The organism is Bradyrhizobium sp. 62 (assembly GCF_023073035.1).
Lineage (GTDB): Bacteria > Pseudomonadota > Alphaproteobacteria > Rhizobiales > Xanthobacteraceae > Bradyrhizobium.
This window is the reverse complement of sequence record NZ_JADPIT010000022.1, coordinates 47,354-69,992: the sequence shown is the minus strand read 5'-3', so window position 1 is coordinate 69,992 and position 22,639 is coordinate 47,354. Positions and strand designations below refer to the sequence as shown.

Genomic DNA, 22,639 nt, shown 5'->3' with positions numbered 1-22,639 from the left:
AAAGGTGCCGCGGCAACTTCCATGCGCCTGACAAGCAAATTCGTTGCAATCAGCGCAGCCAGTGCGCTGCTCTGCGCAGCCGCGGCGCTCTCGATATTGCGATCCGGCGAACCGACACGCGCAACAGCGGCCTCCGGCGAGGTCCGCCCGGTGTGGACGGAAATCGACTGGCCTTTCGGCGCGGATCCCTGGGGGAAGGGAAAGGCGTTTCGCTGCAAGGCCGAAGATTGCGGCGGCGAGGTCCAGCTCTACGTTCGCCCCAAGCTCGGCTTTTGCAATTGCGCCACCGGCGTTGCCGACGACGGCGACCTCGAACAGATGGGCGACCTGGCGCTGATTGGGAAGGCAACGCCGACGGCTGCCGGCCGAGAGATCGTCGTCGGTCCGATGCGCGGCCGCAGCCGGGCATATCGCGTTGAGGGGAACCCGAAGGCCGCGCTCTCCCTCGCCTTCAATCAACGCTGCGACATGGTGGCCGCGACGGCTTTGCTCGCACCGGGCGCGACCGCGTCACTGGAGCCGGCGGTGCTGTCATTCCTCAATAGCGACCGCATGCTGAAATGGGCTGAGATCGCGCTTGGGTTATGACTCAAAGCAATAGCTGAATTAAAGGCGACAATCTCGGCACGCGCCTTACCGCGCAGCCCTCAGGCCGATCTCCTCCAGCCGCGTCGCGAACCAGCGCGACAGTGGTTGATCGAGGACGCCGCTGACATAGACCTCCGAGATCGTCACATGGTCCTTGTCCAGCACCAGCAGCACGCCGATCCAGAAGGCGAACCAGACATGCGCATCGGTCAGCGCCATCAGCTTGTGCTGGTCGTGGTCGAGCGCGGTGTGATTGCTCGCCTTGCGGATCTCCACGGTGAGCAAATTGTTCGGGATCTCGCGCTGATGCACGACGACATCAGGGTAGATCGACTTGCCCAGATGATCGTCGGTCGAGATGATGGTGCCGTGCGGCAGATGCAACGTACGCTCGCCGAGCCGGTCGTAGTTGCAATCGACCGACCAGCCGGAGAATTGCTTCTCCAGATGTACGGCGAAGCGGTGCGTGATGGCACGCTCGCCGATGTCCTTCGCGAACAGGAATGCTTCGTGGGCGTAGAAGTCCCGGAGCGCCGCGATCACCTTGTTCAGCTCGGTCTGCATCTTGCCTCCGGGCCCTCGGCGCTCCTGATGCGGTGCCCTACATCTGGACTTCGATCAGCCGCGGTCCGGGCTCGGCGACGGCCTCGGCCAGCGCCTTGTTGAACTCGTCCGCGTTGGTGACGGCGCGGCCGGGCACGCCCATGCCCTTGGCCAGCGCCACGAAATCCAGCGCCGGCCGGTCGAGCCGAAGCATGTCGTTGGCACGCTGGCCGGGCTCGCCAGCGCCGACATTGTCGAACTCGCCGCGCAGGATCTGGTAGATGCGATTGGCGAACACGATGGTGACGATGTTGAGGTTTTCTCTCGCCTGCGTCCACAGCGACTGGATCGTGTACATCGCACTGCCGTCGCCGACCATGCAGATCACCTTGCGATCCGGGCAGGCGATCGCGGCGCCGATCGAGAGCGGCGTCGAGAAGCCGATCGAGCCGCCCATGTTCTGGAGCCAGTCATGCGGAGCAGCCGCCGCGGTCGGCGGGAAGAAGGCGCGCCCGGTGGTGAGGGATTCGTCGACCAGGATCGCATTCTCGGGAATCGCATAGGCGATCGACTGGGCGATCGAGGCGTGGGTCAATGCGCCGGTCGGCTTGAGCAGCTCGGCCGCGGCCTGCGGCTTGACGTCCTTCGCGCTGGCCTTCACCGCGCCGGCGAGCGCTTCCAGCGCCGCGACCGAATTCTCACCCCAGGAGGTCATGCGATGCACGTCGCAGCCCTCGGGCTTGAGGATGCTCGGCTTGTTCGGATAGGCGAAGAACGCCACGGGATCGTCGGACTCGACCAGCACGATATGGCGGAACCTCGCCAGCATCTGCAGCGCGTTGTCGATCACGTAGTGGATGCGATCGATCGAGAAGCGGCCGCGGCCGCGCGCCATCCTGGGACGGAAGGTCGGGCCCATCACGGTGCAGCCGGTCTTGGCGGCGATACGCTCGGCCAGCGCCAGGCCCTGCTCGCTCAGCGCACTGCCGGTCATCAGCAGCAGCGTGCCCTCGCCGTCGCCGTGCAGGATCTTTGCGGCCTGCTCGACCGCCTGTGGCGAATAGCTCGCGCGTTGCTGCTCGGCCGGAACCTCGGCGATGCCGTCCGCTTCGTTCCAGGCGGTGTCGGCGGGGAGGATCAGGGTCGCGATCTGCGGCGGCGCGCTCTTGGCGGCGGCGATCGCCGCGGCACCATCGGCGGCGACCGATTTGGAGTTCGGCGAGGTGCGGACCCAGGATGACATCGGCCGGGCCAGGCCCTCGATGTCGGAGGTCAGCGGCGCGTTGTAGCCGATGTGGTAGACGGCATGCTGGCCGACGATGTTGACGATGCCGGAATTCGCCTTCTTGGCGTTGTGCAGATTGGCAAGGCCATTGGCGAGGCCGGGACCGAGATGCAGCAGCGTCGAGGCCGGCGTGCCCTTCATGCGGAAATAGCCGTCGGCGGCGCCGGTCACCACGCCTTCGAACAGGCCGAGCACGCAACGCATGCCGGGCACGCGGTCGAGCGCTGCGACAAAATGCATCTCGGAGGTGCCGGGGTTGGAGAAGCAGACGTCGACCCCGCCCTTGACCATCGTCCGCACCAGACTTTCCGCACCGTTCATCCGTCAGCTCCCGCAACCGGCAATGTTCCAACAATCCGTCCGATCAATCATTGTTCGCTCGTCTCGTCAAAGCAATAGCAGGCATCGCCGCCCTGCGATGCGCCCGTTTGGCTAATGCTTTCCGGCAAATTGGCATGGTTGCCGATTTGGTAACGCCATTCATTAAGGATGCCTCCCTCACGGTGCCGTGGCTTGCGGAAAGCTCGCAAATATGGCCTGTGACTTCAGTTGAATCGATTTTTTGCTGGGGGAAACAATGATCCGGTTTTTTGCCGCGCCGATTGCCGCCATCGCACTCCTGTCGGCGACCGCCGGCGGCGCCTTCGCCGAGGAGTTCGACTCGCGCGACATCATGGGCGGCGGCCCGAATTTCTTCCGCGGCGGCTCGAGCCCGGTTCCCCGCACCACCGTCATGTACAACGGCAATTACGCCCCCGGCACGATCGTGGTGAACACCTCGGAGCGCCGGCTCTATCTGGTGCTCCAGAACGGTCAGGCCCTGCGTTACGGCATCGGCGTCGGCCGCGACGGCTTCCGCTGGGGCGGCGTGCACAGGATCACCGCCAAGAAGGAATGGCCGGACTGGACGCCGCCGTCGCAGATGCTGGCCCGCCGGCCGGACCTGCCGCGTCACATGAAGGGCGGCGTCGAGAATCCGCTCGGCGCGCGCGCGATGTATCTGGGCTCGACGCTCTACCGCATCCACGGCTCCAACGAGCCGGAGACGATCGGCCAGGCGGTGTCCTCGGGCTGCTTCCGCATGACCAACGACGACGTCACCGACCTCTACGGCCGCGTCGGGGTCGGCACCACCGTGGTCGTGCTGAACAACTAGCAGGAACCGGCGAGCGCGTGGATATGCGGTCTTGTGCGTCGGTTCCGAATACGGCAGCGTCGCCTGGCAATGAGCGCATTGGCCCCGTCTTCGTCCGGCTTTCGCATCGCCCTGCTGGCGCTCGCCACCGTCGCGTTTGCCCCTGACACCGCTACCATCGCCGTCGCGGGCGAATTGCCCGCGATCGCCTCGCGCCAGCGCGCCGAGAAGAAGAGCTTTACCGACGGCGAGATCGTCGATGGCTTTCTGAAGACGGCGTTCGGCGCCGAATACCATCTTGCCGGCCGCGTCGACCGCATCCGCAAGTTCGACGGACCGGTGCGCGTGTTCGCCGAGAGCGACCGCGCCGACCGCAAGGCGCAGCTCGCGAAAGTCGTAGCCGACATCGGCAAGCGCGTGCAGCATCTCGACATCGCCATGATCGACAGCAGCGAGGCCGCGAATGTGCGGGTGAAGCTCGTGCGCGACCGCGATCTGTTCCGCACCATCTCAAGCTTCTACGGTGCGGAGAAGGCCCGCGAGATCCGCACCTCGCTCGATCCGCAATGCCTGTCCGGCTTCCGCAAGAACGACAATTTCGAGATCGAGCATTCCGACGTCATCCTCACGGTCGACAACGGCGATTTCACCTTCCTCGACTGCGCCTATGAGGAGCTGCTGCAATCGCTCGGCCCGATCAACGACACCGCGAGCGTGCCTTGGACCATGTTCAACGACAACGTCTCGATGGGCTATTTCGACGTCTACGACCAGTACATCCTCAACCTGCTCTACGATCCCCGCATCAAGGCCGGCATGACCATACAGGAGGTCAAGGCGGTGCTGCCCGGCGTGCTCACCGATGTGCGCATTTGGGTGAGGCGTGTGAACGATCTGAAGGAATAGAGGCGCTCTTCCCCCGCAAGGGAGAAGAGAAAGCAGTCACACCTTCCTCGCCTTCGACATCAAAAATTGCTGGCGCATCACGTTGTTGCTTCCGTCGTAATATTCGGAAATCAGCGCCTCGAACTCGTTGCGAAAACTCCGCAGCCTGTCCGGTTCGTCCTTGTACTGGGCAATGAGCTTGATCAAAGGCCCGATCGTCGTTTCCATGGTGCGGCGGAAATGCTGCGGGCTGAGTGCGGACGGCGTCATGATGTCCATGTCGAAGGCGATGTCCTTCGCTTTCCCTGCGAGACGTTCGGCGACGATCTTGGGATCGCCCCACGACACCGGTGATGCCACGCCCTCGGGCGGCGGCAGATGGCGGCCGATCAGCGCGAACATCCGTCCGACATAGAGATGCGGCGGCCAGGTGGAGAAGGCGATGGTGCCGCCGGGCTTCAGCACGCGCAGCATCTCGCCGATGGCGACCTCGGGACGCGGCGCGAACATATGGCCGAACTGGCTGAGCACCACGTCGAACTCGTTGTCGCCATAGGGCAGGCTTTCGGCGTCGCCTTCGGCGAAGTCGACATCGAGGTTCGCCAGCTGCGCGTGCTCGCGGGCGCGATCGATCAGGACCGGCGACAGGTCGAGGCCCCTGACCTTCGCACCGCGGCGCGCCGCCGTGATCGCGGCAACGCCGGTGCCGCATCCGACGTCGAGCAGCCTTTGGCCGGTCGCGACTCCGGCGAAGCTCACGAGCTTGGCGGCCGAGGGGGTCGTGAACACTTCCATCGGCGTGAACAGCGACCAGGCTTCCTTCTGGACGGCCTTGAAACCAGCAAACGGGTCTTGATCGGGCATGGAACTCTCCCTTCGCTCGATGTCGGCCTTCATGAGGCTGACGACGGATGCCAAAGGTTCAACGCGGTCCCATGACGGCGACGGCTTCGCCTCCTTGGCGCGCCTATTGCACGAGATCGGCGACGATGGTCGCAGCCTTGAGGCCGGTGCCGGTGAGGACGGCGACCGTGGTCTCGTTCGCCTTGATGGCACCGGTGGCGGATAGTTTGTCCAGCGCGGCGGCAGCACTGGCGCTGGTCGGCTCGGCGAACAGGCCCTGCCGCGCCAAGCGCCGCAGCGCGGCGACGATCTCATCCTCGGTGAGTGCGACGGTGCCGCCGCCGCTCTCGCGCAAGGCGCCGATGATCTCGCGCAGGCGCAGCGGATGCTTGATCGCGGTGCCTTCGGCGATGGTCTTGTTCACCTCGCGGGCAACAGGCGTGTCGACGCCCGCCTTGAAGCTCGCATCGATCGGCGAGCTATTGAGCGGCTGCGCCGCAAACAGGCGCGGCAGCCTGGTGATCTGGCCGGCTTTCAACAGCTCACGGAAACCAAAGGCGCAACCGAGCAGAGAGCTGCCGGCGCCGACCGGGACGATGACGTTGTCGGGGGCGCGGAAGCCGAGATCCTCCCAGATCTCATAGGCGAGCGACTTGGTGCCTTCGAGAAAGAACGGCTGCCAGTTGTGGCTGGCATAGAAGGTCTGGCTGGATTGCCGGATGGCCTCGGCCTCCGATTCCTCGCGCGGGCCCTCGACCAGCTGCACCGCCGCGCCGTAGGCGCGGACCTGCGCGATCTTGGCCGGTGACGTCGATGCCGGCGCGAGAATCTTCACACGCATGCCGCCGGCGGCACCGAGACCCGCCATCGACGAGCCGCCATTGCCGGACGAGTCCTCCAGAATGGCGTCGACGCCGATCTGCCGCAGGAACGACAGCATCACGGCGGAGCCCCGGTCCTTGAAGCTGCCGGTCGGGTTGAACCATTCGAGCTTGAAGAACGGGCGCAGCTCGCCCCAGGCCTGCTGCACCAGCGGCGTGCAGCCTTCGCCGAGCGTGATCGGACTCGTGATCTCGACCGGCAGCGCCGCCCGGTAGCGCCAGAGCGATCGCGTGCGGCCGTCGATGTCCTCGCGCGACATCCCGGCCCCCGCCGTCACCAGCAGCGGCGTGCGCTCGTCCGAGCACCAGCGCGGCTGGTCCAGCGGATAGAGCTTTCCGTTGCGAGGGTCGATGTAGGTAGCGGCGGACATGGCGGTCTCCCGGGCAGGCGATAGGGCAAAGACGATCTGGGCGTTTGGTTTGATGACATGTTTTGTCCGGAAACTCGACGCCCGGCACGCCAACTGTGCCGCGCCTCTTGAAAACGTGAAAAACATAATTACTTCATCAGCTTACTGCGCTGGCAGCGAGGTCCGCCCGTGCGGTGGCGTGGCACTCGGGCAAGCGCTGCCGGGGCGCGGGATGACGGGAATTTGGCCGCGAGCCGCCCTGCCCGGCGCAGCACGATTAACTTGTCTGTCGCGACTGCCCGCTACAATATGTTGGATTGAGCTCGCGCCGCCGGTGTTCCGCATCGGCAGCGCGACGAGCCAAGGCCCGTCCGAGCGGCGGGCCGTTGGCTTTTTAGGAGTTTGGTCATGAGCCGCGCGAACCGTACCGACCACATCCGCCTCACCTCCCATCCGGAGCCGGGCAGGACAGCTGCCTTCCCGATCCACTGGGGCGCCGCCGACGCACGGGCCCGCGGGCCGATCATCGGCACGGTGTCGCGCGCCGGGGATCGCAACGTGATCGGCAGCCATGGCGGGTCGTATGCGATGTACCGCGCGCTCGCGGTGTCCGCCGGCGCGCTCGATCCGATTCGTAGGCCCGATCTCACCAACACGTTTCCCGCGGCGACCATCGGGCCGTTCCCGCAATGGAGCGATCCCGCCAAGATCGTCGCGCTCGATCCCTGGGGGCATCTCGTCGCCGAGAATTTCGGCAAGGACATCGCCGAAGGCATCGACATCAGGCCGAGCATCGCGGTGACGCGGGCGCGGCTGGACCTGCCAGAGATCCGCGAGGCGCTCGGCGCCAAGCGCCTGCGCGCCGACGGCGACGTCGTGCATGCCAATGGCAGCGTGTCGGTGGTGAAGATCGCGATCGATCCGGTCTGGTATCTGCCCGGCCTTGCGGAGCGCTTTGCGACCAACGAGACCGAGCTGCGGCGCACGCTGTTCGAGCAGACCGCCGGCATGTTCCCCGAGCTGGTGACCCGGCCGGACATGAAGGTGTTTCTGCCGCCGATCGGCGGCACCACCGTCTACATGTTCGGCGACGTCACCAAGCTGCCGGACCATCGCACCAAGATCACCTGCCGCGTGCATGACGAGTGCAACGGCTCCGACGTGTTCGGCTCCGACATCTGCACCTGCCGCCCCTATCTCATTCACGGCATCGAGGAATCCGCGCGCGGCGCGCAGGAGGGTGGACTCGGGCTCGTGATCTACAACCGCAAGGAAGGCCGCGCGCTCGGCGAGGTCACGAAATTCCTGGTCTACAACGCACGCAAGCGGCAGGAAGACGGCGATGCCGCCGCCGCCTATTTCGAGCGCACCGAATGCGTCGCCGGCGTCCAGGACGCGCGCTTCCAGCAATTGATGCCCGACACCATCCACTGGCTCGGCCTGAAGCGCATCGACCGCTTCCTCTCGATGAGCGACATGAAGCATGACGCATTGACCTCGCAGGGCATCGACATCGTCGAGCGCGTGCCGATCCCGCCCGAGCTCATTCCCGCCGATGCCTATGTCGAGATCGCGGCGAAGAAGGCCGCAGGCTATTACTCCACCGACATCGCGCCGGAGAAGGACGTCGATGGCGTGGTCGGGCGTTCGCTGGAAAAATACTGATCGATTGATGGCAGACGCTCTGGAATTGCCGGCCCGTTCGCTGCTCAGCGCAGCAGCGGTTCGCGCGCGTGCCGGCGAGATGTTCGAGATCGGCCTGAACGACGGGCTGACGCATTTCACGATCGATCTCGATCGCATGGATCGCGTTGCCGACGCCGTTCTCGCCGTGACGCGCGAGGCCTATCCGACGCTGGAGATTCCGTTCCATGCGCGCTGGCGGCATTTCGTGCTCGGCGGCGTCGATCGCTGGGCGCGGCTTGCGGATGCGGCGCCGTGGCCCCATCGCGCGGCACGGGCACGCGCGGAGTTCGACCTTGCCATCGTCAGCGTGCTGCTCGATGCAGGCGCGGGTGCGGCGTGGCGATACCGCGACGCCGTGACGGGACGGAGCATCGGCCGATCCGAAGGACTCGCGATTGCAAGCCTCGACATGTTCGCGAGCGGTCTTCTTTCCCGCGATCCTCGCGCACCCTTCAGGGCCGATGCGGACATCCTTGCTAAACTGCCCCTCGCCTCCCTCACCTCCGCCTTTCAGCTGAGCGATGCCAATCCGCTGCTCGGGCTCGAAGGGCGGACCGATCTGCTGCGACGCCTGGGCAAGCTGGTGACGGAGCGCGCGGACGTGTTCGGCGCGCACGATACGCCGCGGCCGGGCGGGTTGTTCGATCACATCGCGGCACAGGCGAAGGGCGGCGCTGTTCCCGCACCCGCGATTCTGTCGGCGGTGCTGAACCAGCTCGGACCGATCTGGCCATCGCGACTGGAGCTTGCCGGAATTCCGCTCGGCGATTGCTGGCGCCATCCGGCAATCAAGGCCAGCGATGCGACCTCGGGCCTCGTGCCCCTGCACAAGCTGTCGCAATGGCTGAGCTATTCGCTGATCGAGCCGCTCCAGCGCGCCGGGTTTGACGTCACCGACATCGACGGCCTGACCGGGCTTGCCGAATACCGCAATGGCGGCCTGTTCGTCGATCACGAGGTGTTGCGCCTGCGCGACGCCGCCGACGCCGAACGTGCGCATGCGGTGGACTCCCTGCTCGTCGTCGAGTGGCGCGCGCTGACGGTGGCGCTGCTGGACCGGCTCGCCGAACTGGTCCGCGCCAAACTCGGCCGCACTCCTGAGACATTGCCGCTCGCCAGCATTCTGGAAGGCGGCACCTGGGCCGCGGGCCGCGCCATCGCCTTCGCGCGGCGCCCCGACGGTTCGCCGCCGCTGAAGGTGATCAGCGACGGGACCGTTTGCTAACGCGTAATCCAGACGCGTCGCATTGCGCATCGATCAATTTCAGGAGCATCCCGTCATGCAAGGCGTCACGATCGTCGATCATCCGCTGGTGCAGCACAAGCTGACCCTGGTGCGGGACAAATCGATTTCGACCAAATCGTTTCGGGAGCTGATCAAGGAGATCGGCATGCTCCTGTGCTACGAGGTGACGCGCGACCTGCCGCTCACCGATACCGTTATCGAAACGCCGCTGGCGACGATGCATTCGGCCAAGATCGCGGGCAAGAAGCTGGTCTTCGTGCCGATGCTGCGCGCCGGCACCACCTTCGTCGACGGCATGATGGATCTGGTGCCGACGGCGCGCGTCGCACATATCGGCCTCTATCGTGAGCCGCACAGTTTTGCGGCGGTCGAATACTTCTTCAAGTCGCCGTCCGATCTCAGCGAACGCCTGGCGATCGTGGTGACGCCGGTCGTTGCGACCGCCAACACGGCTGTGGCCGCAATCGACCGGCTGAAGGAGCGCGGCGCCAAGGACATTCGCCTCGCCTGCCTGATCGCCGCCCCCGAAGGGCTCGAACGGCTGCGCGGACTGCATCCGGACGTCCCGATCTGGACGGCCGCAGTCGACGAAGGTCTCGACGAGAACGGCTTTATCCTGCCGGGCCTCGGCGACGCCGGCGACCGCGCCTACGGCACAAGATAAGCGTCGGCCTGCAAACCGCGTCACATTAGGAACAGCTTCGCTCGCGCAAGGTTTTCCTGCTCTACCATGGAGAGCACGATGACCTATCAGGATGACCGCAGAGCAGACAGAGCACGCCGCAACAGCCCGGTGGGCTGGGCGATCGGGGCGATCTTCGTGATCGCTGTAGTCGCAGCCGTCTTCTTCTACAATGGCCGCGACGTCGGTCCGCAGACCACAACCACCAGTCCGAACAACGCGCCGAGCGTCACCACGGGCTCAACCAATCCGACCGCCCCGGCAAAGTGATACGAGGCCGCTCCGTCAGGTCGGCGGCCGCGGAGGCAGATCCTTCGCATCCGCGGGCGCGGGCTTCTCCTTGAGGTCGGCGATCAACCGTTCCATTTCGCCGATCTCCCGCACCTGGGCTTCGATGATGTCGTCGGCCAGCTTGCGGACTCGGGGATCCCTGATGTGCGCGCGCTCGCTGGTGAGAACCGCGATGGAATGATGCGGGATCATCGCCTGCATATAGGCAACGTCGGTCACGGTCTGCTGGCTACGAACGAGCCAGAGCGAAACCGCAAACACGACAGCGCTGGCAGCCAGAATGGCGACGTTCGCCGTACGGTTCCTGTACGAGCATCACGGCGGCCATGACCGCGCCCATCAGCAACGCCATCCACGTCCGGGTCTGGCTGTACCAGACGTGATCCAGAGCGAAGGTGTTGAGATACATCAGAGCGAACATGATCACGGTGGAAGCCGCGATCATCGTGACGAAACGACCGTAAGCCATGAGGAACTTCCCGCTGTCTATCGGGGATAACCAGACCCCGACGGATCGTTCCTCGCCGATTGGTGATTTGGCGCGGGGCCCGACGCGTCGGCGGCAAGAGATTCAGATCTTGCCGCTGCCGCAGATCCCCTTCAGCGCCTGCCACTCCGCATCCGTCAGCAGCGGCGGGCCGCTAGCGGGGCGATCCTCCTTCGTCATGCGCGCGAGGCGGTCCTCGGTCAGCGGATGGCTCGCCAGGATCGACGGGAGGCCGCCGCCTTCCTTGCCGGTGATGCGGAACATCAATTCGGCTGCAGGCTTCGGCGAACGGCCGAGCTTGTGCATGATCTCGATGGCAAACGTATCCGCAGCGGTCTCGGCTTCGCGCGAATAGGACGCCTCGACCACGCTGCGCGAGGCGAAGATCACGGCGCTCGAGCCGGTGACGTCGCCGAACAACAGGCCGATCAGGAACGAGGTGCCGCCGTTATAGATCAGGCCGCGCATGTTGTCGTAATGCTTGAGATGACCGAGTTCGTGGGCGAGGATGCCGGCAAGCTCGTCCGGGCTTTCGGCCTTGTCGAGCAGGCCCTTCAGCACGAAGACCTTGCCGCCCGGCAGCGCGAACGCGTTCGGCACCGGAGTCGGCAGCACGCCCGCGGTCATGGAATCGTCGTCCAGGCCGGCGGCATCGCGCAGGCGGTTGACCAGCTTGATGAAGGCCGCCTTCCCCGCCGCATCCTCGCACGCATTGCGGCCGAAGATGGTCTTCACCTGAACCTCCGACGCATCGCCAATACGGCGCTCGATCGGTTTCGGCACCAGCGGCGCGAGGCGGTCGGCAGCGAGCGGCACCCCGAACAGCACGACGCAGACGATGGAGACGGCGGCTGCCATCGACCAGCCGACGATCTTTGCGACGCCACGGCGCGAGGTCTGGTGGTCGTCGAGCCGCATGCAGCGCGCGGTCACGTCCGAGGCGAGCACAGCGTCGCGGATTTCCAGCCGCGCCAGCGGCGGCGCGGAAGCGCAGGCGAGCCGCAAAATGCCAGGCGGGCTGTCGGCCCGGCGGATGTCGGCATAGGCCCAGCGAACGGGCGCACCCTCTTCGAGAAGCTCGAGCGCGTCACTGAGCGTCAGCGTCACCTGCCGCCTGCGGCTCGACACGCCGTCGAAGAAGATGGTCGGCTTTGCGGATTGCGCCGGGGCCTCAGCGAATACGTCACTCACAGCTCAGAATCCCGCGACATCGAGTCCATCGGCAAAGCCTTCGCCCAGCGCGCTGGCAAGCTCGGCGCTGCCGCGCACATCCGCGGCTGCGGCGATGTTGTGCACATCGACCGTTTCCAGCACCTTGGCCCAGAGATCGCGCTGGAGATAGACCCGCATGACGATGTTGAGGGCCAGGGCTAGAGCGAGGTAGCCGATGACCATCATCACCAGTGTCGGGATGCTCTTGCCGGCATTGCCGGGCCCCAACGCCTGCTCGACCGAAAGACCACTCAGCGTGACCACGAGCATGGTCGCTCCGCCGATATAGGCGGCGAAGATGGCCGAGAGCAGCGTCCACCAGCCGATCACTTTCCAGTACAGGCCGTAGAATGCGTTGTGCGGCAGTTGCGAGGACAGGCTGACGTCGCCGATGCGGATGCCGTCGAGCCACCAGCGCCACTCGCGCGCCTTGAATTCGGCATAGAAGAACGGCGCCAGCGGAAAGATCACCATTGCGATCGGGCTCAGCAGCCACAGCCACCAGGCGCGCTTGAAGAACGTCCAGCCGTCAGCTTTGAAATCGCCGCGCAAATCGCCGTAATGAGTGTGCCGCATCTTGTAGCGTTCGAGCGAGGCCTCGCGCCACGGCAATGCGAGCCCGAGCGTCAGGAACACCAGCAAGCCCCACAGCATGGCGCGGAACGAATAGGCCCAGCCCGATCCGTCCATCCAGAACCGCACGCCGCGCCAGACCGTGCGCGTCAGGCGATAGCGCCGCGCGCGAAAGATCGCAAATTGACCGAAGGCGTAGAAGCTGATGAACAGCGGCGTCGAGGCAAAGCCCTGCCAGCGCTCGAACTCGATACCGACAAGGAAGTAAGCGAGGTAGATCGGCACCAGGATCGCGAGCGCGAACAGGAAGCCGACCAGGAGCTCCTTGGCCCGCCCGGTATATTCGGCGGCGTCGCCATCAACCGCGGTGTTCGCCCACAGATGACGGCGGATGTCGGTGACGAGCCAGAACCGGTAGAAGCCGAAGGTGACGAGCTCGAGCATGGCACCCTTGGTGACCAATTTGCGAAACTCGGTACGGTTGCCGGTGAAATCGACCCGCGTGGGCGGCAGCGGCGGGGGTAAGGGTTCGGAGCCGATGGGGGCCCATTGCATGTCGTTCACGGCGGCAACCTCGGGGTGCGGACCTGGTTCGATCAAACTTATAGATCAGAGATTAGTCGATCCCCAAGATGGGCGGGTTCGATTTAGCTCGTTTCCGGTCGATTTCTGGCACGATTTCACGGCCGAGGGCGTGCGCGAGATCACGTTGTTGGATCAATGGCCTCGTAGCCCGGATGGAGCGCAGCGCAATCCGGGACAGCGGCAGTAGCGGACCGATCCCGGATTTCGCTCCGCTCCATCCGGGCTACATCACACCCATGTGGCAAAACTCTCCCTTGCTCCGGCGCAGACAACCGGCTGTAATTGCAAATCAAATACCGCAGCGCAGAATTCAACGAGAACGCGCGGTTCATGTCAGGGAGAGCGGTCATGCATGGGACCATCGAAAGCGCGGCGAAGCTCGACGCGTTACGCGCACGCGCAACGTCACTGCCGCTGGAGCAGTTCGATCCGGGCGACCCCGAGCTGTTCAGGACCGATACGTTCTGGCCCTATTTCGATCGCCTGCGCCGCGAAGATCCCGTGCACTATTGCAAGGACTCGATGTTCGGCCCGTATTGGTCGGTGACGCGCTACAACGACATCATGGAGATCGAGACCAATCATTCGGTGTTCTCCTCGGCCTCCTCGCTCGGCGGCATCACCATCCGCGACATCGATCCGGAACTGCGCCGCGAGAGCTTCATCTCTATGGACCCGCCGCGTCACGCGGCGCAGCGCAAGACCGTGGCGCCGATGTTCACGCCGACGCATCTGGACAATCTCGCGCTGAGCATCCGCAAGCGCTCGGCCGAGTGCCTGGACAATCTGCCGCGTGGCGAGGTGTTCGACTGGGTCGACCGCGTCTCGATCGAGCTCACCACGCAGATGCTCGCCGTGCTGTTCGACTTCCCCTGGGAGGACCGGCGCAAGCTGACGCGCTGGTCGGACATCGCGACCACCATTCCCGGACCCGACGGCCTCGTCGCCACCGAAGACGAGCGTCAGGCCGAGCTGACGGAATGCGCGGGCTATTTCGCGCGGCTGTGGAAGGAGCGCATCGAGCAGCCGCCCAAGAGCGACCTGTTGTCGATGATGGCGCATGGTGCCGCGACGCGCGACATGGACGCGAAAAACTTTCTTGGCAATCTCATCCTTTTGATCGTCGGCGGCAACGACACCACTCGCAACACCATGTCCGGATCGCTCGACGCACTCAGCCAGCATCCGGAGCAATATCGCAAGCTGCGCGAAAACCCCGCGCTGCTCGACAGCTTCGTGCCGGAAGTGATCCGCTGGCAGACGCCGCTGGCCCATATGCGCCGCACCGCGCTTGCGGACATCGAGTTCCGTGGCAAGCAGATCAAGAAAGGTGACAAGGTCGTGATGTGGTACGTTTCGGGCAACCGCGACGCCGACGCGATCGAAAAGCCCTACGAATTCATCATTGACCGCGCCCGCCCGCGCACGCATCTCTCGTTCGGCTTCGGCATCCACCGCTGCGTCGGCTTGCGGCTTGCCGAACTCCAGCTCAAGATCATCTGGGAAGAGATCCTCAAGCGATTCGACCACATCGAGGTGGTCGGCGAACCCAAGCGGGTCTATTCGAGTTTCGTGAAGGGTCTCGAAACCTTGCCGGTGAAGATCGCGGCTTAGATTCGCAAAGATGAGTTCGACACGTCCACAAGGAAGCTGCGCCCCCTCTCCCGCACGCGGGAGAGGTTGAGCAAGCAACTGGAGCAACCACCATGAACATCCAAGCGCCGGTTCAAGTGGACAAGGCAGAACGCTTGCGCAGGGCGCGCGAGGAGGCCTATGCGACCCCGCTGGCGCAGTTCCACCCGGGCGCGCCCAGGCTGTTCCAGGACGACACCCTGTGGCCGTGGTTCGAGCGGCTGCGCAACGAAGAGCCGGTGCATTACTGCACCAATGCGCCGATCGAGCCGTATTGGTCGGTGGTGAAGTACGACGACATCATGCATGTCGATACCAACCACGGCCTGTTCTCCTCCGATTCAACGCTCGGCGGCATCGGGATCCGCGACGTGCCGGAAGGTTATGACTGGCCGAGCTTCATCGCCATGGACCAGCCGCGTCACTCGTCGCAGCGCAAGACGGTGTCGCCGATGTTCACGCCGACGCATCTGGACGAGCTGGCGAAACTGATCCGCCAACGCTCGCAGACCGTGCTGGACAATCTGCCGCGCAACGAGACCTTCAATTTCGTCGAGCGCGTCTCGATCGAGCTGACGACGCAGATGCTCGCCACCCTGTTCGACTTCCCCTGGGAAGAACGGCGCAAGCTGACGCGCTGGTCCGATGTCGCGACCGCGCTGCCCAAGAGCGGCATCGTGGCTTCGGCGGAAGAGCGTCGTCGCGAGATGGACGAATGCTACGCCTACATGTCCAAGCTCTGGAACGAGCGCGTCAACTCCGCCCCGCGCAACGATTTGCTGTCGCTGATGGCGCACAACGACGCCACGCGGTTCATGGATCCCGACAATCTCATGGGCAACATCATCCTGCTCATCGTCGGCGGCAACGACACCACGCGCAACACCATGACGGGCTCGGTGCTGGCATTGAACGAGAACCCGGAGCAGTACGACAGGCTGCGCGCCAACCCGGAACTGATCGATTCCATGGTGCCCGAAGTGATCCGCTGGCAGACCCCGCTCGCGCATATGCGGCGCACTGCGCTGCAGGACTCTGAAGTTGGCGGCAAGCACATCAAGAAGGGCGACCGCGTCGTGATGTGGTACGTCTCGGGTAATCGCGACGAGGAGATGTTCGAGCGGCCGAACGAGTTCATCATCGACCGCCCGCGACCGCGCACCCACCTCTCCTTCGGCTTCGGCATCCACCGCTGCGTCGGCATGCGCCTCGCCGAGCTTCAGCTCAAGATTGTCTGGGAAGAGATGCTGAAGCGCTTCGACCGCATCGAGGTGGTCGGCGAGCCCAAGCGGATCTATTCGAGCTTCATCAAGGGGTATGAGTCGCTGCCGGTGAGGATTCCGGGGTAGGCTCATTGCGCTGGTGGCGGAGTGATTGCCCCAGCTCGCATTGCGAGCGAAGCGAAGCAATCCAGGCCATTGCGAGCGCAGCGAAGCAATCCAGACTTGTAACCGCGGAGGGATTGCAATCCAGAATCCGTGCCGCGGAAATAGCTGGATTGCTTCGCTGCGCTCGCAATGACGAGGTTTCGGCGACTTGTGCGCCTCGGGGCCCCAGCGGTGAACGCGGGAATACCCGGCTATAAAATTCCGGCATGACAGCTCGCGCCAGATGCGAAGGCGAGATCGCGCGCGACTGGTCTACGACACCGGCACATCTAACTCAACCTGATGTCCCACACGCCGTCCTTGCGGCAGGCGGCGACTTCCTCGCGCAGGAGGGCGGTGACGGCAACCGAGGCCGTCGAGACCGGACGGTCGATCGGAGAGGCGAATATGAGCTCGCGCGTCATCGGCTTCGAGACGACAGCCGTTTCCAGCCGCCCATCCGCGACCTCGCCGTGGACCGACGAGGGCGGCAGCAGCGCGAAGCCGAGGCCTTCCTCGACGAGGCTCGTGAGCACGCGGAACGAATCCGCTTCGAGCTGGACGTTGAGCTTGATCTTGCGTTGCGCCGCCGCATGCTCGATCAGCGCGCGGAGGCCGTGGGAATGACTGGGCAGCACCAGCCGTTGCCGCAGCAGCCAGCCGACATCGACGCTCTTCTTGCGCGCCAGACCACAACCGCGCGGACCCACCGCGACGATGTTGTCGCGACCAAGGCTCTCCACGTTGAGATGCAGATCGGCGGAGCGGCCGTAGAGGATGGCGAGATCCATCTCGCCGCGGTGCAGCCATTCGACGAGATGGCCGCTGTAGCTCTCGACGATGCGCAGCGAAATGCCGGGAAATTTCTCCACGCAGCGCCGCGCGAAGCGCGCCGACAGCACGCAGCTCACGGTCGGGACCAGGCCGAGCACGACCTGGCCGGACGGCGGCCCCTTGGACGACTGGATGTCGTCGCGGATCTGGTCGATCTGCCGCACGATGCCGGAGGTGCGCGCCAGCAACAGGCGGCCGGCATCCGTGAGCACCATGCCGCGGCCGTTGCGGGTGAACAATTCGGTGCGCAGCTCGTGTTCCAGCAGCTTGATCTGCCTGGAGAGCGCCGGCTGCGCCACGCGCAACGTGTCGGACGCCTTGGAGAGGCTGCCGAGCTCCGCCACGCAACTGAAGGTCCTGAGCTGACGGAAATCCATGCTTGCCAATCCTGGAAGGCTACTCCATACGCTATAGCAAATGAGCATAGGGGGCTGGCATTGTTTTCACAACGCCAGAGGATCGGCCGGCGTTATCTTAACTGCCGCACATACGGGAAACCCCATGAGTGAAGAACACCACACCGAAGATCACGCCGACATCCGCGAAGCCGTCGCAAAGCTCTGCGCGCAGTTTCCCGGCGAATACTGGCGCAAGCTCGACCGTGAGATGGCCTACCCCAAGGCTTTCGTCGACGCGCTGACCGAGGCCGGCTATCTGTCGGTGCTGATCCCCGAGGAATATGGCGGCGCGGGCCTGAAGCTTTCTGCGGCCGCCGCGATCCTCGAAGAGATCCAGCGCGCGGGCTGCAACGGCGGCGGCTGCCACGCCCAGATGTACACGATGGGCACCGTGCTGCGGCACGGCAATGACGAGCAGAAGGCAAAATACCTGCCGAAGGTCGCGAGCGGCGAATTGCGGCTGCAGGCCTTCGGCGTCACCGAGCCGACCAGCGGCACCGACACCACCTCGCTGAAGACCTTCGCGCGCAAGGACGGCAATGCCGGCTACGTCGTCAACGGCCAGAAGATCTGGACCAGCCGCGCCGAGCATTCCGACCTGATGCTCCTGCTGGCGCGCACCACGCCGAAGGACCAGGTCAAGAAGCGCACCGACGGCCTTTCCGTGTTCATCGTCGACATGCGCGAGGCCAAGAACAAGGGCCTCGAGATCCGCCCGATCCGCACCATGATGAACCACGCCACCACCGAAGTGTTCTTCACCGACATGAAGGTGCCGGCGGAGAATCTGATCGGCGAAGAGGGCAAGGGCTTTCGCTACATCCTCTCCGGCATGAATGCCGAGCGCATCCTCATCGCGGCCGAATGCGTCGGCGACGCCAAATGGTTCATCGCGAAGGCCACCAACTACGCCAAGGAGCGCAGCGTTTTCGGCCGGCCGATCGGCCAGAATCAAGGCATCCAGTTCCCGATCGCCAAGGCCTACGCCGCGATGCGCGCGGCCGAATTGATGGTGAAGGAAGCGACGCGCAAATACGAGGCCGGGCTCGACTGCGGCGCGGAGGCCAACATGGCAAAAATGCTCGCGGCCGATGCGTCGTGGGAAGCGGCGAATGCCTGCGTCCAGACCCATGGCGGCTTCGGCTTCGCCGAGGAGTACGACGTCGAGCGCAAATTCCGCGAGACGCGGCTCTATCAGGTGGCGCCGATCTCGACCAACCTCGTGCTGTCCTTCATCGCCGAGCACGTGCTCGGCATGCCCCGCTCGTACTGAGGCAGCACCATGGGAGCACTTGACGGGATCAGGGTGATCGCGGTCGAGCAGGCGGTGGCGGCCCCGTTCTGCTCGTCGCGGCTGGCGGATGCCGGCGCGGAAGTCATCAAGATCGAGCGGCCCGAAGGCGATTTCGCCCGCGGCTATGACGCAGCGGCCAAGGGCCAGAGCAGCTATTTTGTGTGGCTCAACCGCGGCAAGCAATCGGCGGTGGTCGATCTCGCCACCAAGGAAGGCTGCGCCGAGCTGGAGCGACTGATCGCAAGCGCCGACGTGCTGATCCAGAATCTCAAGCCGGGCTCGATGGACAAGCTCGGCTTTTCGCGCGAGCGGCTGCTGAAGGACTATCCAAAACTGATCTCGTGCACGATCACCGGCTATGGCGACGAGGGCCCCTATGCGCACCGCAAGGCCTACGACCTCCTGATCCAGGCCGAGAGCGGCCTTGCCTCGATCACCGGCAATCCCGACGGCGCCTCGCGCGTCGGCATGTCCATCGTCGATGTCGCGACCGGCGCCACCGCGCATGCGGCGATCCTGGAGGCGCTGATCGGGCGCGGACGCACCGGCAAGGGCGCCGACATCCGCATCTCCATGTTCGACGTGATGGCGGACTGGTGCACGGTGCCGTTGCTCAACTCGGAAGCCGGCAATCCGCCCAAGCGCATGGGGCTGCGCCATCCCTCGATCGCGCCCTATGGCGTGTTCACGTCGAGCGACGGCAAGGACATCCTGATCTCGATCCAGAGCGAGCGCGAGTGGAAGACGCTTTGCGCAAAAGTGCTGGACCAGCCGGATCTGCCTGCCGATCCGCGCGTTGCCAACATGGTCGAGCGCGTGCGCAACCGCGACTTCACCGACAAAACGGTCGCGGATGCCTTCGCCAAGATGACGCGCGACGAGCTATTGAAGCGGCTGTCCGATGCCGACATCGCCTTTGCCGAGGTCAACACCATGGCGGATCTCACCAAGCATCCGCATCTGCGCCGCATCGAGGTCGACACGCCCCAGGGACGCGTCAGCTATCCCGCGCCGGCGCCGATCATCGTCGGCGAGACGCGCAGCTATGGTTCGGTGCCAGGGATCGGCGAACGACCGGTCAAGAAATCATAACAACAAGAGCGAGGCGTCATGACCGAGAAGCTCGACATCGATCATCTCAGGCAATGGATCGGCCGCAGCGAAGAGGCCACCGACACCGTCACCGCGCAGCTCGTGAAGGGCCTGCGCGCGACGCTGTTCCAGGAGGTCGGCGCGCCCAAGCCGGGCGACGCGGCGCCGTTCACGGTGCATTGGTGCCTGGCGCAGCCGGTGTTTCCGATGTCGATGCTCGGCCCCGACGGCCACCCCACCCGCGGCGGCTTCCTGCCGCCGGTGCCGCTGCCGCGCCGGATGTGGGCCGGCGGCGAGATCGAGTTCCTGCAGCCGTTGCGCGTTGGCGACGAATCGACGCGGACATCGCGCATCGCGGACGTACAGGTGAAGACGGGCTCGACCGGCACGCTGTGCTTCGTCTCGGTCGAGCACAGCATCTCGTCGCCGCGCGGCATCGCCATCCGCGAGCGGCAGGACATCGTCTATCGCGAAATGACGACGACGTCCGCGCCGGCAAAGACCCCGCCTCCGCCGCCCAAGGCGCAGCATCGCGAGACCCATGTCTCCGATCCCGTGCTGCTGTTTCGATATTCCGCGCTGACCTTCAACGGCCACCGCATCCATTACGACCGCGACTACGTCACCAAGGTCGAGGGCTATCCGGGCCTGATCTTCCACGGGCCGTTGCAGGCAACGTTCATCATCGAGATGGCCGCGAAGCTGCGCGGCGGCAAGGCGCCGAAGAAGTTTTCGTATCGCGGGGTGCAGCCGCTGTTCGAAGGCTCGGAGTTCTCCATCAACGCCAACGAGACCGCTGATGGCATGGAGCTGTGGACCGCGAACGCGGAGGGGCAGCCGACGATGAAGGGAACGGCAGTGTGGTGATAGTCTCTCACTCGTCATTGCGAGGAGCGAAGCGACGAAGCAATCCAGACTGTCACCGCGGCGGCATTCTGGATTGCTTCGTCGCGCTCGCAATGACGGCTGGGTTAGCAGCGCCGACCAACATCAGGGAACGGAAACCATGGCGAAGAACGGCAAGACCGGCAGCAAATCCGTCACCGTCAAGCAGGCGACACTCGACCTGCTGCGCTCCTTCGGCATCAGACGCGTGTTCGGCAATCCCGGCTCGACGGAGCTACCGTTCCTGAGCGACTGGCCCGACGACATCGACTACGTGCTGGCGCTTCAGGAGGCCTCCGCGGTCGGCATGGCCGACGGCTACGCGCAGGCGACGCGCAATGCCGGCTTCGTCAATCTGCATTCGGCCGCCGGCGTCGGCAACGCGCTCGGCAACATCTATACCGCGCATCGCAACCAGACGCCGCTGGTGATCACCGCGGGCCAGCAGGCGCGCTCGATCCTGCCGTTGCAGGCATTCCTGTATGCGGAGCGTGCGTCCGAATTCCCGCGGCCTTATGTGAAATACAGCGTCGAGCCGGCGCGGCCCGAGGACGTGCCGGCCGCCATCGCGCGCGCCTATTACACCGCGATGCAGCCGCCCTGCGGGCCGACTTTCGTCTCGATCCCGGTCGACGACTGGGCGCATGCGGCAGCTCCCATCGAAGCCCGCAAGGTTAGTCGCGAGATCGGACCCGAGGCTGACGCGATGAAGGCGCTGGTCACCGCGCTCGGTTCAGCCAAGCACCCTGCCCTTGTCGTCGGCCCCGGCGTCGATCGCGCCGGCGCGGTCGATTTGATGGTGCGCGTGGCCGAGAAGGCCAGGGCCAGCGTCTGGGTCAGCCCGTTTTCGGCGCGCTGCTCGTTCCCGGAACGCCATCCCCAGTTCGCGGGCTTCCTGCATGCCTCGCCGGCGCAATTGTCGGACGCGCTGCGCGAGCACGACCTCGTCATCGTGATCGGGGCGCCGGTGTTCACTTTCCACGTCGAAGGCCACGCCGCGATCTTCGACGGCCGTGCGACGCTCTTCCAGATCACGGACGACCCGGATGCCGCAGCGGTAACGCCGGTCGGAACCAGCATCATCGCGACGATGAAGCCGGCGCTCGCAATGCTGCTCGACCTCTTGCCGGAGAGCAAGCGCGCGGCACCGAAGGGGCGAACGCTGCCGCCGGCGCCGCAAGCCGCCGATCCGCTCCCGGTCGAATTCCTGCTGCATTCGCTGTCGCAGGCGATGCCGGACGGCGCGTCGCTGGTCGAGGAAATCCCCTCGCACCGGCCGGCGATGCAAAAGTTCATGCCGATGCGCGGCCAGGATAGTTTTTACACCATGGCGAGCGGAGGCCTCGGCTACTCGCTGCCGGCCGCGGTCGGCATGGCACTCGGCAAGCCGAACAGCCGCACGGTGTGCCTGATCGGCGACGGCTCGGCGATGTATTCGATCCAGGCACTCTGGACCGCCGTCCAGCGCAAGCTGCCACTCACCGTCATCGTCATCAACAATTCCGGCTACGGCGCGATGCGCTCGTTCAGCCAGGTGATGCAGGTGAGGAACGTGCCGGGACTGGAGCTGCCGGGGATCGATTTCGTCCGGCTCGCCGAGGGCATGGGTTGCCACGCGGTGCGGGTGAGCAAGGCGGCCGAGCTGGGCGAAGCGCTCAAGCGCGGGATGGCATTCGAAGGGACCAGCCTCGTCGAGGTGATCGTGGATTCGGCGGTGCCGGTGCTGTACGGGCAGAAGCATTAGGGGCGCACTGCGCTTCATGCCGTCGTCCTGGCGAAAGCCAGGACCCATTACCCCAGGGAGTAGTTTGGCGAAGACTTGTCGCTCGGTACTGCTACCACGGCAAGGTCGGTAGACCTCGCGG

At 65.0% G+C, this 22,639-nt stretch carries 20 protein-coding genes and 1 pseudogene; 13 read left to right on the top strand and 8 right to left on the bottom strand.

The window, feature by feature from the left end; all coding sequences use genetic code 11:
- The first annotated feature begins 21 nt into the window (after positions 1-21).
- Positions 22-588 (top strand): hypothetical protein, encoded by a 567-nt coding sequence (locus tag IVB47_RS23395; RefSeq protein WP_247464672.1) that lies wholly within the window; start codon positions 22-24, stop codon positions 586-588.
- Positions 589-633: 45 nt separating this feature from the next.
- Here IVB47_RS23395 and IVB47_RS23390 read toward each other — a convergent pair whose 3' ends face one another.
- On the bottom strand, positions 634-1,152 hold the full coding sequence (locus tag IVB47_RS23390) for a hypothetical protein (RefSeq protein WP_247464669.1): 519 nt from the start codon (positions 1,150-1,152) through the stop codon (positions 634-636).
- A 37-nt stretch (positions 1,153-1,189) separates the two neighbouring features.
- Entirely contained in the window at positions 1,190-2,737 is a 1,548-nt protein-coding gene (locus IVB47_RS23385) for an acetolactate synthase large subunit (protein WP_247464668.1), read from the bottom strand.
- Positions 2,738-2,993: 256 nt separating this feature from the next.
- On the opposite strand from IVB47_RS23385, the gene IVB47_RS23380 reads away from it, so the two are divergent.
- Entirely contained in the window at positions 2,994-3,572 is a 579-nt protein-coding gene (locus IVB47_RS23380; RefSeq protein WP_027565212.1) for a L,D-transpeptidase, read from the top strand.
- 69 nt (positions 3,573-3,641) lie between these two features.
- A complete protein-coding gene (locus IVB47_RS23375; RefSeq protein WP_247428878.1) occupies positions 3,642-4,457 on the top strand; it encodes a DUF2927 domain-containing protein in 816 nt (271 codons plus the stop codon).
- Positions 4,458-4,493: 36 nt separating this feature from the next.
- Here IVB47_RS23375 and IVB47_RS23370 read toward each other — a convergent pair whose 3' ends face one another.
- The gene (locus IVB47_RS23370) at positions 4,494-5,300 is read right to left on the bottom strand and encodes a class I SAM-dependent methyltransferase (RefSeq protein WP_247403588.1); all 807 of its coding nucleotides are present in this window, start codon (positions 5,298-5,300) and stop codon (positions 4,494-4,496) included.
- Between the two features lie 103 nt (positions 5,301-5,403).
- Positions 5,404-6,531, bottom strand: coding sequence for a threonine synthase (locus tag IVB47_RS23365; RefSeq protein WP_247464665.1), 1,128 nt, complete (start codon positions 6,529-6,531; stop codon positions 5,404-5,406).
- 387 nt (positions 6,532-6,918) lie between these two features.
- Between IVB47_RS23365 and IVB47_RS23360 the strand changes: the two genes are divergently transcribed.
- From IVB47_RS23360 to IVB47_RS23345, 4 genes are all read left to right on the top strand, one after another.
- Positions 6,919-8,175: a GTP cyclohydrolase II gene (locus tag IVB47_RS23360; protein WP_247464662.1), complete on the top strand. Its 1,257-nt coding sequence runs from the start codon at positions 6,919-6,921 to the stop codon at positions 8,173-8,175.
- Positions 8,176-8,182: 7 nt separating this feature from the next.
- Positions 8,183-9,421 carry a URC4/urg3 family protein gene (locus IVB47_RS23355; protein WP_247464660.1) on the top strand — a complete coding sequence of 413 codons (1,239 nt, stop codon included), beginning with the start codon at positions 8,183-8,185 and terminating at the stop codon, positions 9,419-9,421.
- 55 nt (positions 9,422-9,476) lie between these two features.
- Positions 9,477-10,106 (top strand): uracil phosphoribosyltransferase, encoded by a 630-nt coding sequence (gene upp / locus IVB47_RS23350; RefSeq protein WP_247358081.1) that lies wholly within the window; start codon positions 9,477-9,479, stop codon positions 10,104-10,106.
- Positions 10,107-10,184: 78 nt separating this feature from the next.
- On the top strand, positions 10,185-10,394 hold the full coding sequence (locus tag IVB47_RS23345; RefSeq protein ID WP_027565218.1) for a hypothetical protein: 210 nt from the start codon (positions 10,185-10,187) through the stop codon (positions 10,392-10,394).
- 15 nt (positions 10,395-10,409) lie between these two features.
- On the opposite strand, the pseudogene IVB47_RS23340 reads toward IVB47_RS23345, so the two are convergent.
- The 3 genes and pseudogenes from IVB47_RS23340 to IVB47_RS23330 form a co-directional block, all read right to left on the bottom strand.
- A pseudogene (locus tag IVB47_RS23340) lies at positions 10,410-10,884 on the bottom strand (DUF305 domain-containing protein).
- A gap of 102 nt (positions 10,885-10,986) precedes the next feature.
- A complete protein-coding gene (locus IVB47_RS23335) occupies positions 10,987-12,093 on the bottom strand; it encodes a M48 family metallopeptidase (RefSeq protein WP_247464657.1) in 1,107 nt (368 codons plus the stop codon).
- Between the two features lie 3 nt (positions 12,094-12,096).
- On the bottom strand, positions 12,097-13,251 hold the full coding sequence (locus IVB47_RS23330) for a YjgN family protein (protein WP_247358077.1): 1,155 nt from the start codon (positions 13,249-13,251) through the stop codon (positions 12,097-12,099).
- A gap of 369 nt (positions 13,252-13,620) precedes the next feature.
- Here IVB47_RS23330 and IVB47_RS23325 point away from each other — a divergent pair, with 369 nt between their 5' ends.
- Positions 13,621-14,886: a cytochrome P450 gene (locus tag IVB47_RS23325; RefSeq protein WP_247464655.1), complete on the top strand. Its 1,266-nt coding sequence runs from the start codon at positions 13,621-13,623 to the stop codon at positions 14,884-14,886.
- 92 nt (positions 14,887-14,978) lie between these two features.
- Positions 14,979-16,253 carry a cytochrome P450 gene (locus IVB47_RS23320; protein ID WP_247464653.1) on the top strand — a complete coding sequence of 425 codons (1,275 nt, stop codon included), beginning with the start codon at positions 14,979-14,981 and terminating at the stop codon, positions 16,251-16,253.
- A gap of 308 nt (positions 16,254-16,561) precedes the next feature.
- Here IVB47_RS23320 and IVB47_RS23315 read toward each other — a convergent pair whose 3' ends face one another.
- Positions 16,562-17,482, bottom strand: a complete 921-nt coding sequence (locus tag IVB47_RS23315) for a LysR substrate-binding domain-containing protein (RefSeq protein ID WP_247464651.1) — start codon at positions 17,480-17,482, stop codon at positions 16,562-16,564.
- A 124-nt stretch (positions 17,483-17,606) separates the two neighbouring features.
- Here IVB47_RS23315 and IVB47_RS23310 point away from each other — a divergent pair, with 124 nt between their 5' ends.
- From IVB47_RS23310 to mdlC, 4 genes are all read left to right on the top strand, one after another.
- Positions 17,607-18,776: an acyl-CoA dehydrogenase family protein gene (locus IVB47_RS23310; RefSeq protein WP_007614510.1), complete on the top strand. Its 1,170-nt coding sequence runs from the start codon at positions 17,607-17,609 to the stop codon at positions 18,774-18,776.
- Positions 18,777-18,785: 9 nt separating this feature from the next.
- Positions 18,786-19,889 carry a CaiB/BaiF CoA-transferase family protein gene (locus IVB47_RS23305; RefSeq protein WP_247464649.1) on the top strand — a complete coding sequence of 368 codons (1,104 nt, stop codon included), beginning with the start codon at positions 18,786-18,788 and terminating at the stop codon, positions 19,887-19,889.
- A gap of 18 nt (positions 19,890-19,907) precedes the next feature.
- Positions 19,908-20,756 carry a MaoC family dehydratase N-terminal domain-containing protein gene (locus tag IVB47_RS23300; protein WP_247464647.1) on the top strand — a complete coding sequence of 283 codons (849 nt, stop codon included), beginning with the start codon at positions 19,908-19,910 and terminating at the stop codon, positions 20,754-20,756.
- Positions 20,757-20,895: 139 nt separating this feature from the next.
- Positions 20,896-22,518, top strand: a complete 1,623-nt coding sequence (gene mdlC / locus IVB47_RS23295) for a benzoylformate decarboxylase (RefSeq protein WP_247464645.1) — start codon at positions 20,896-20,898, stop codon at positions 22,516-22,518.
- Positions 22,519-22,639: the final 121 nt, after the last annotated feature.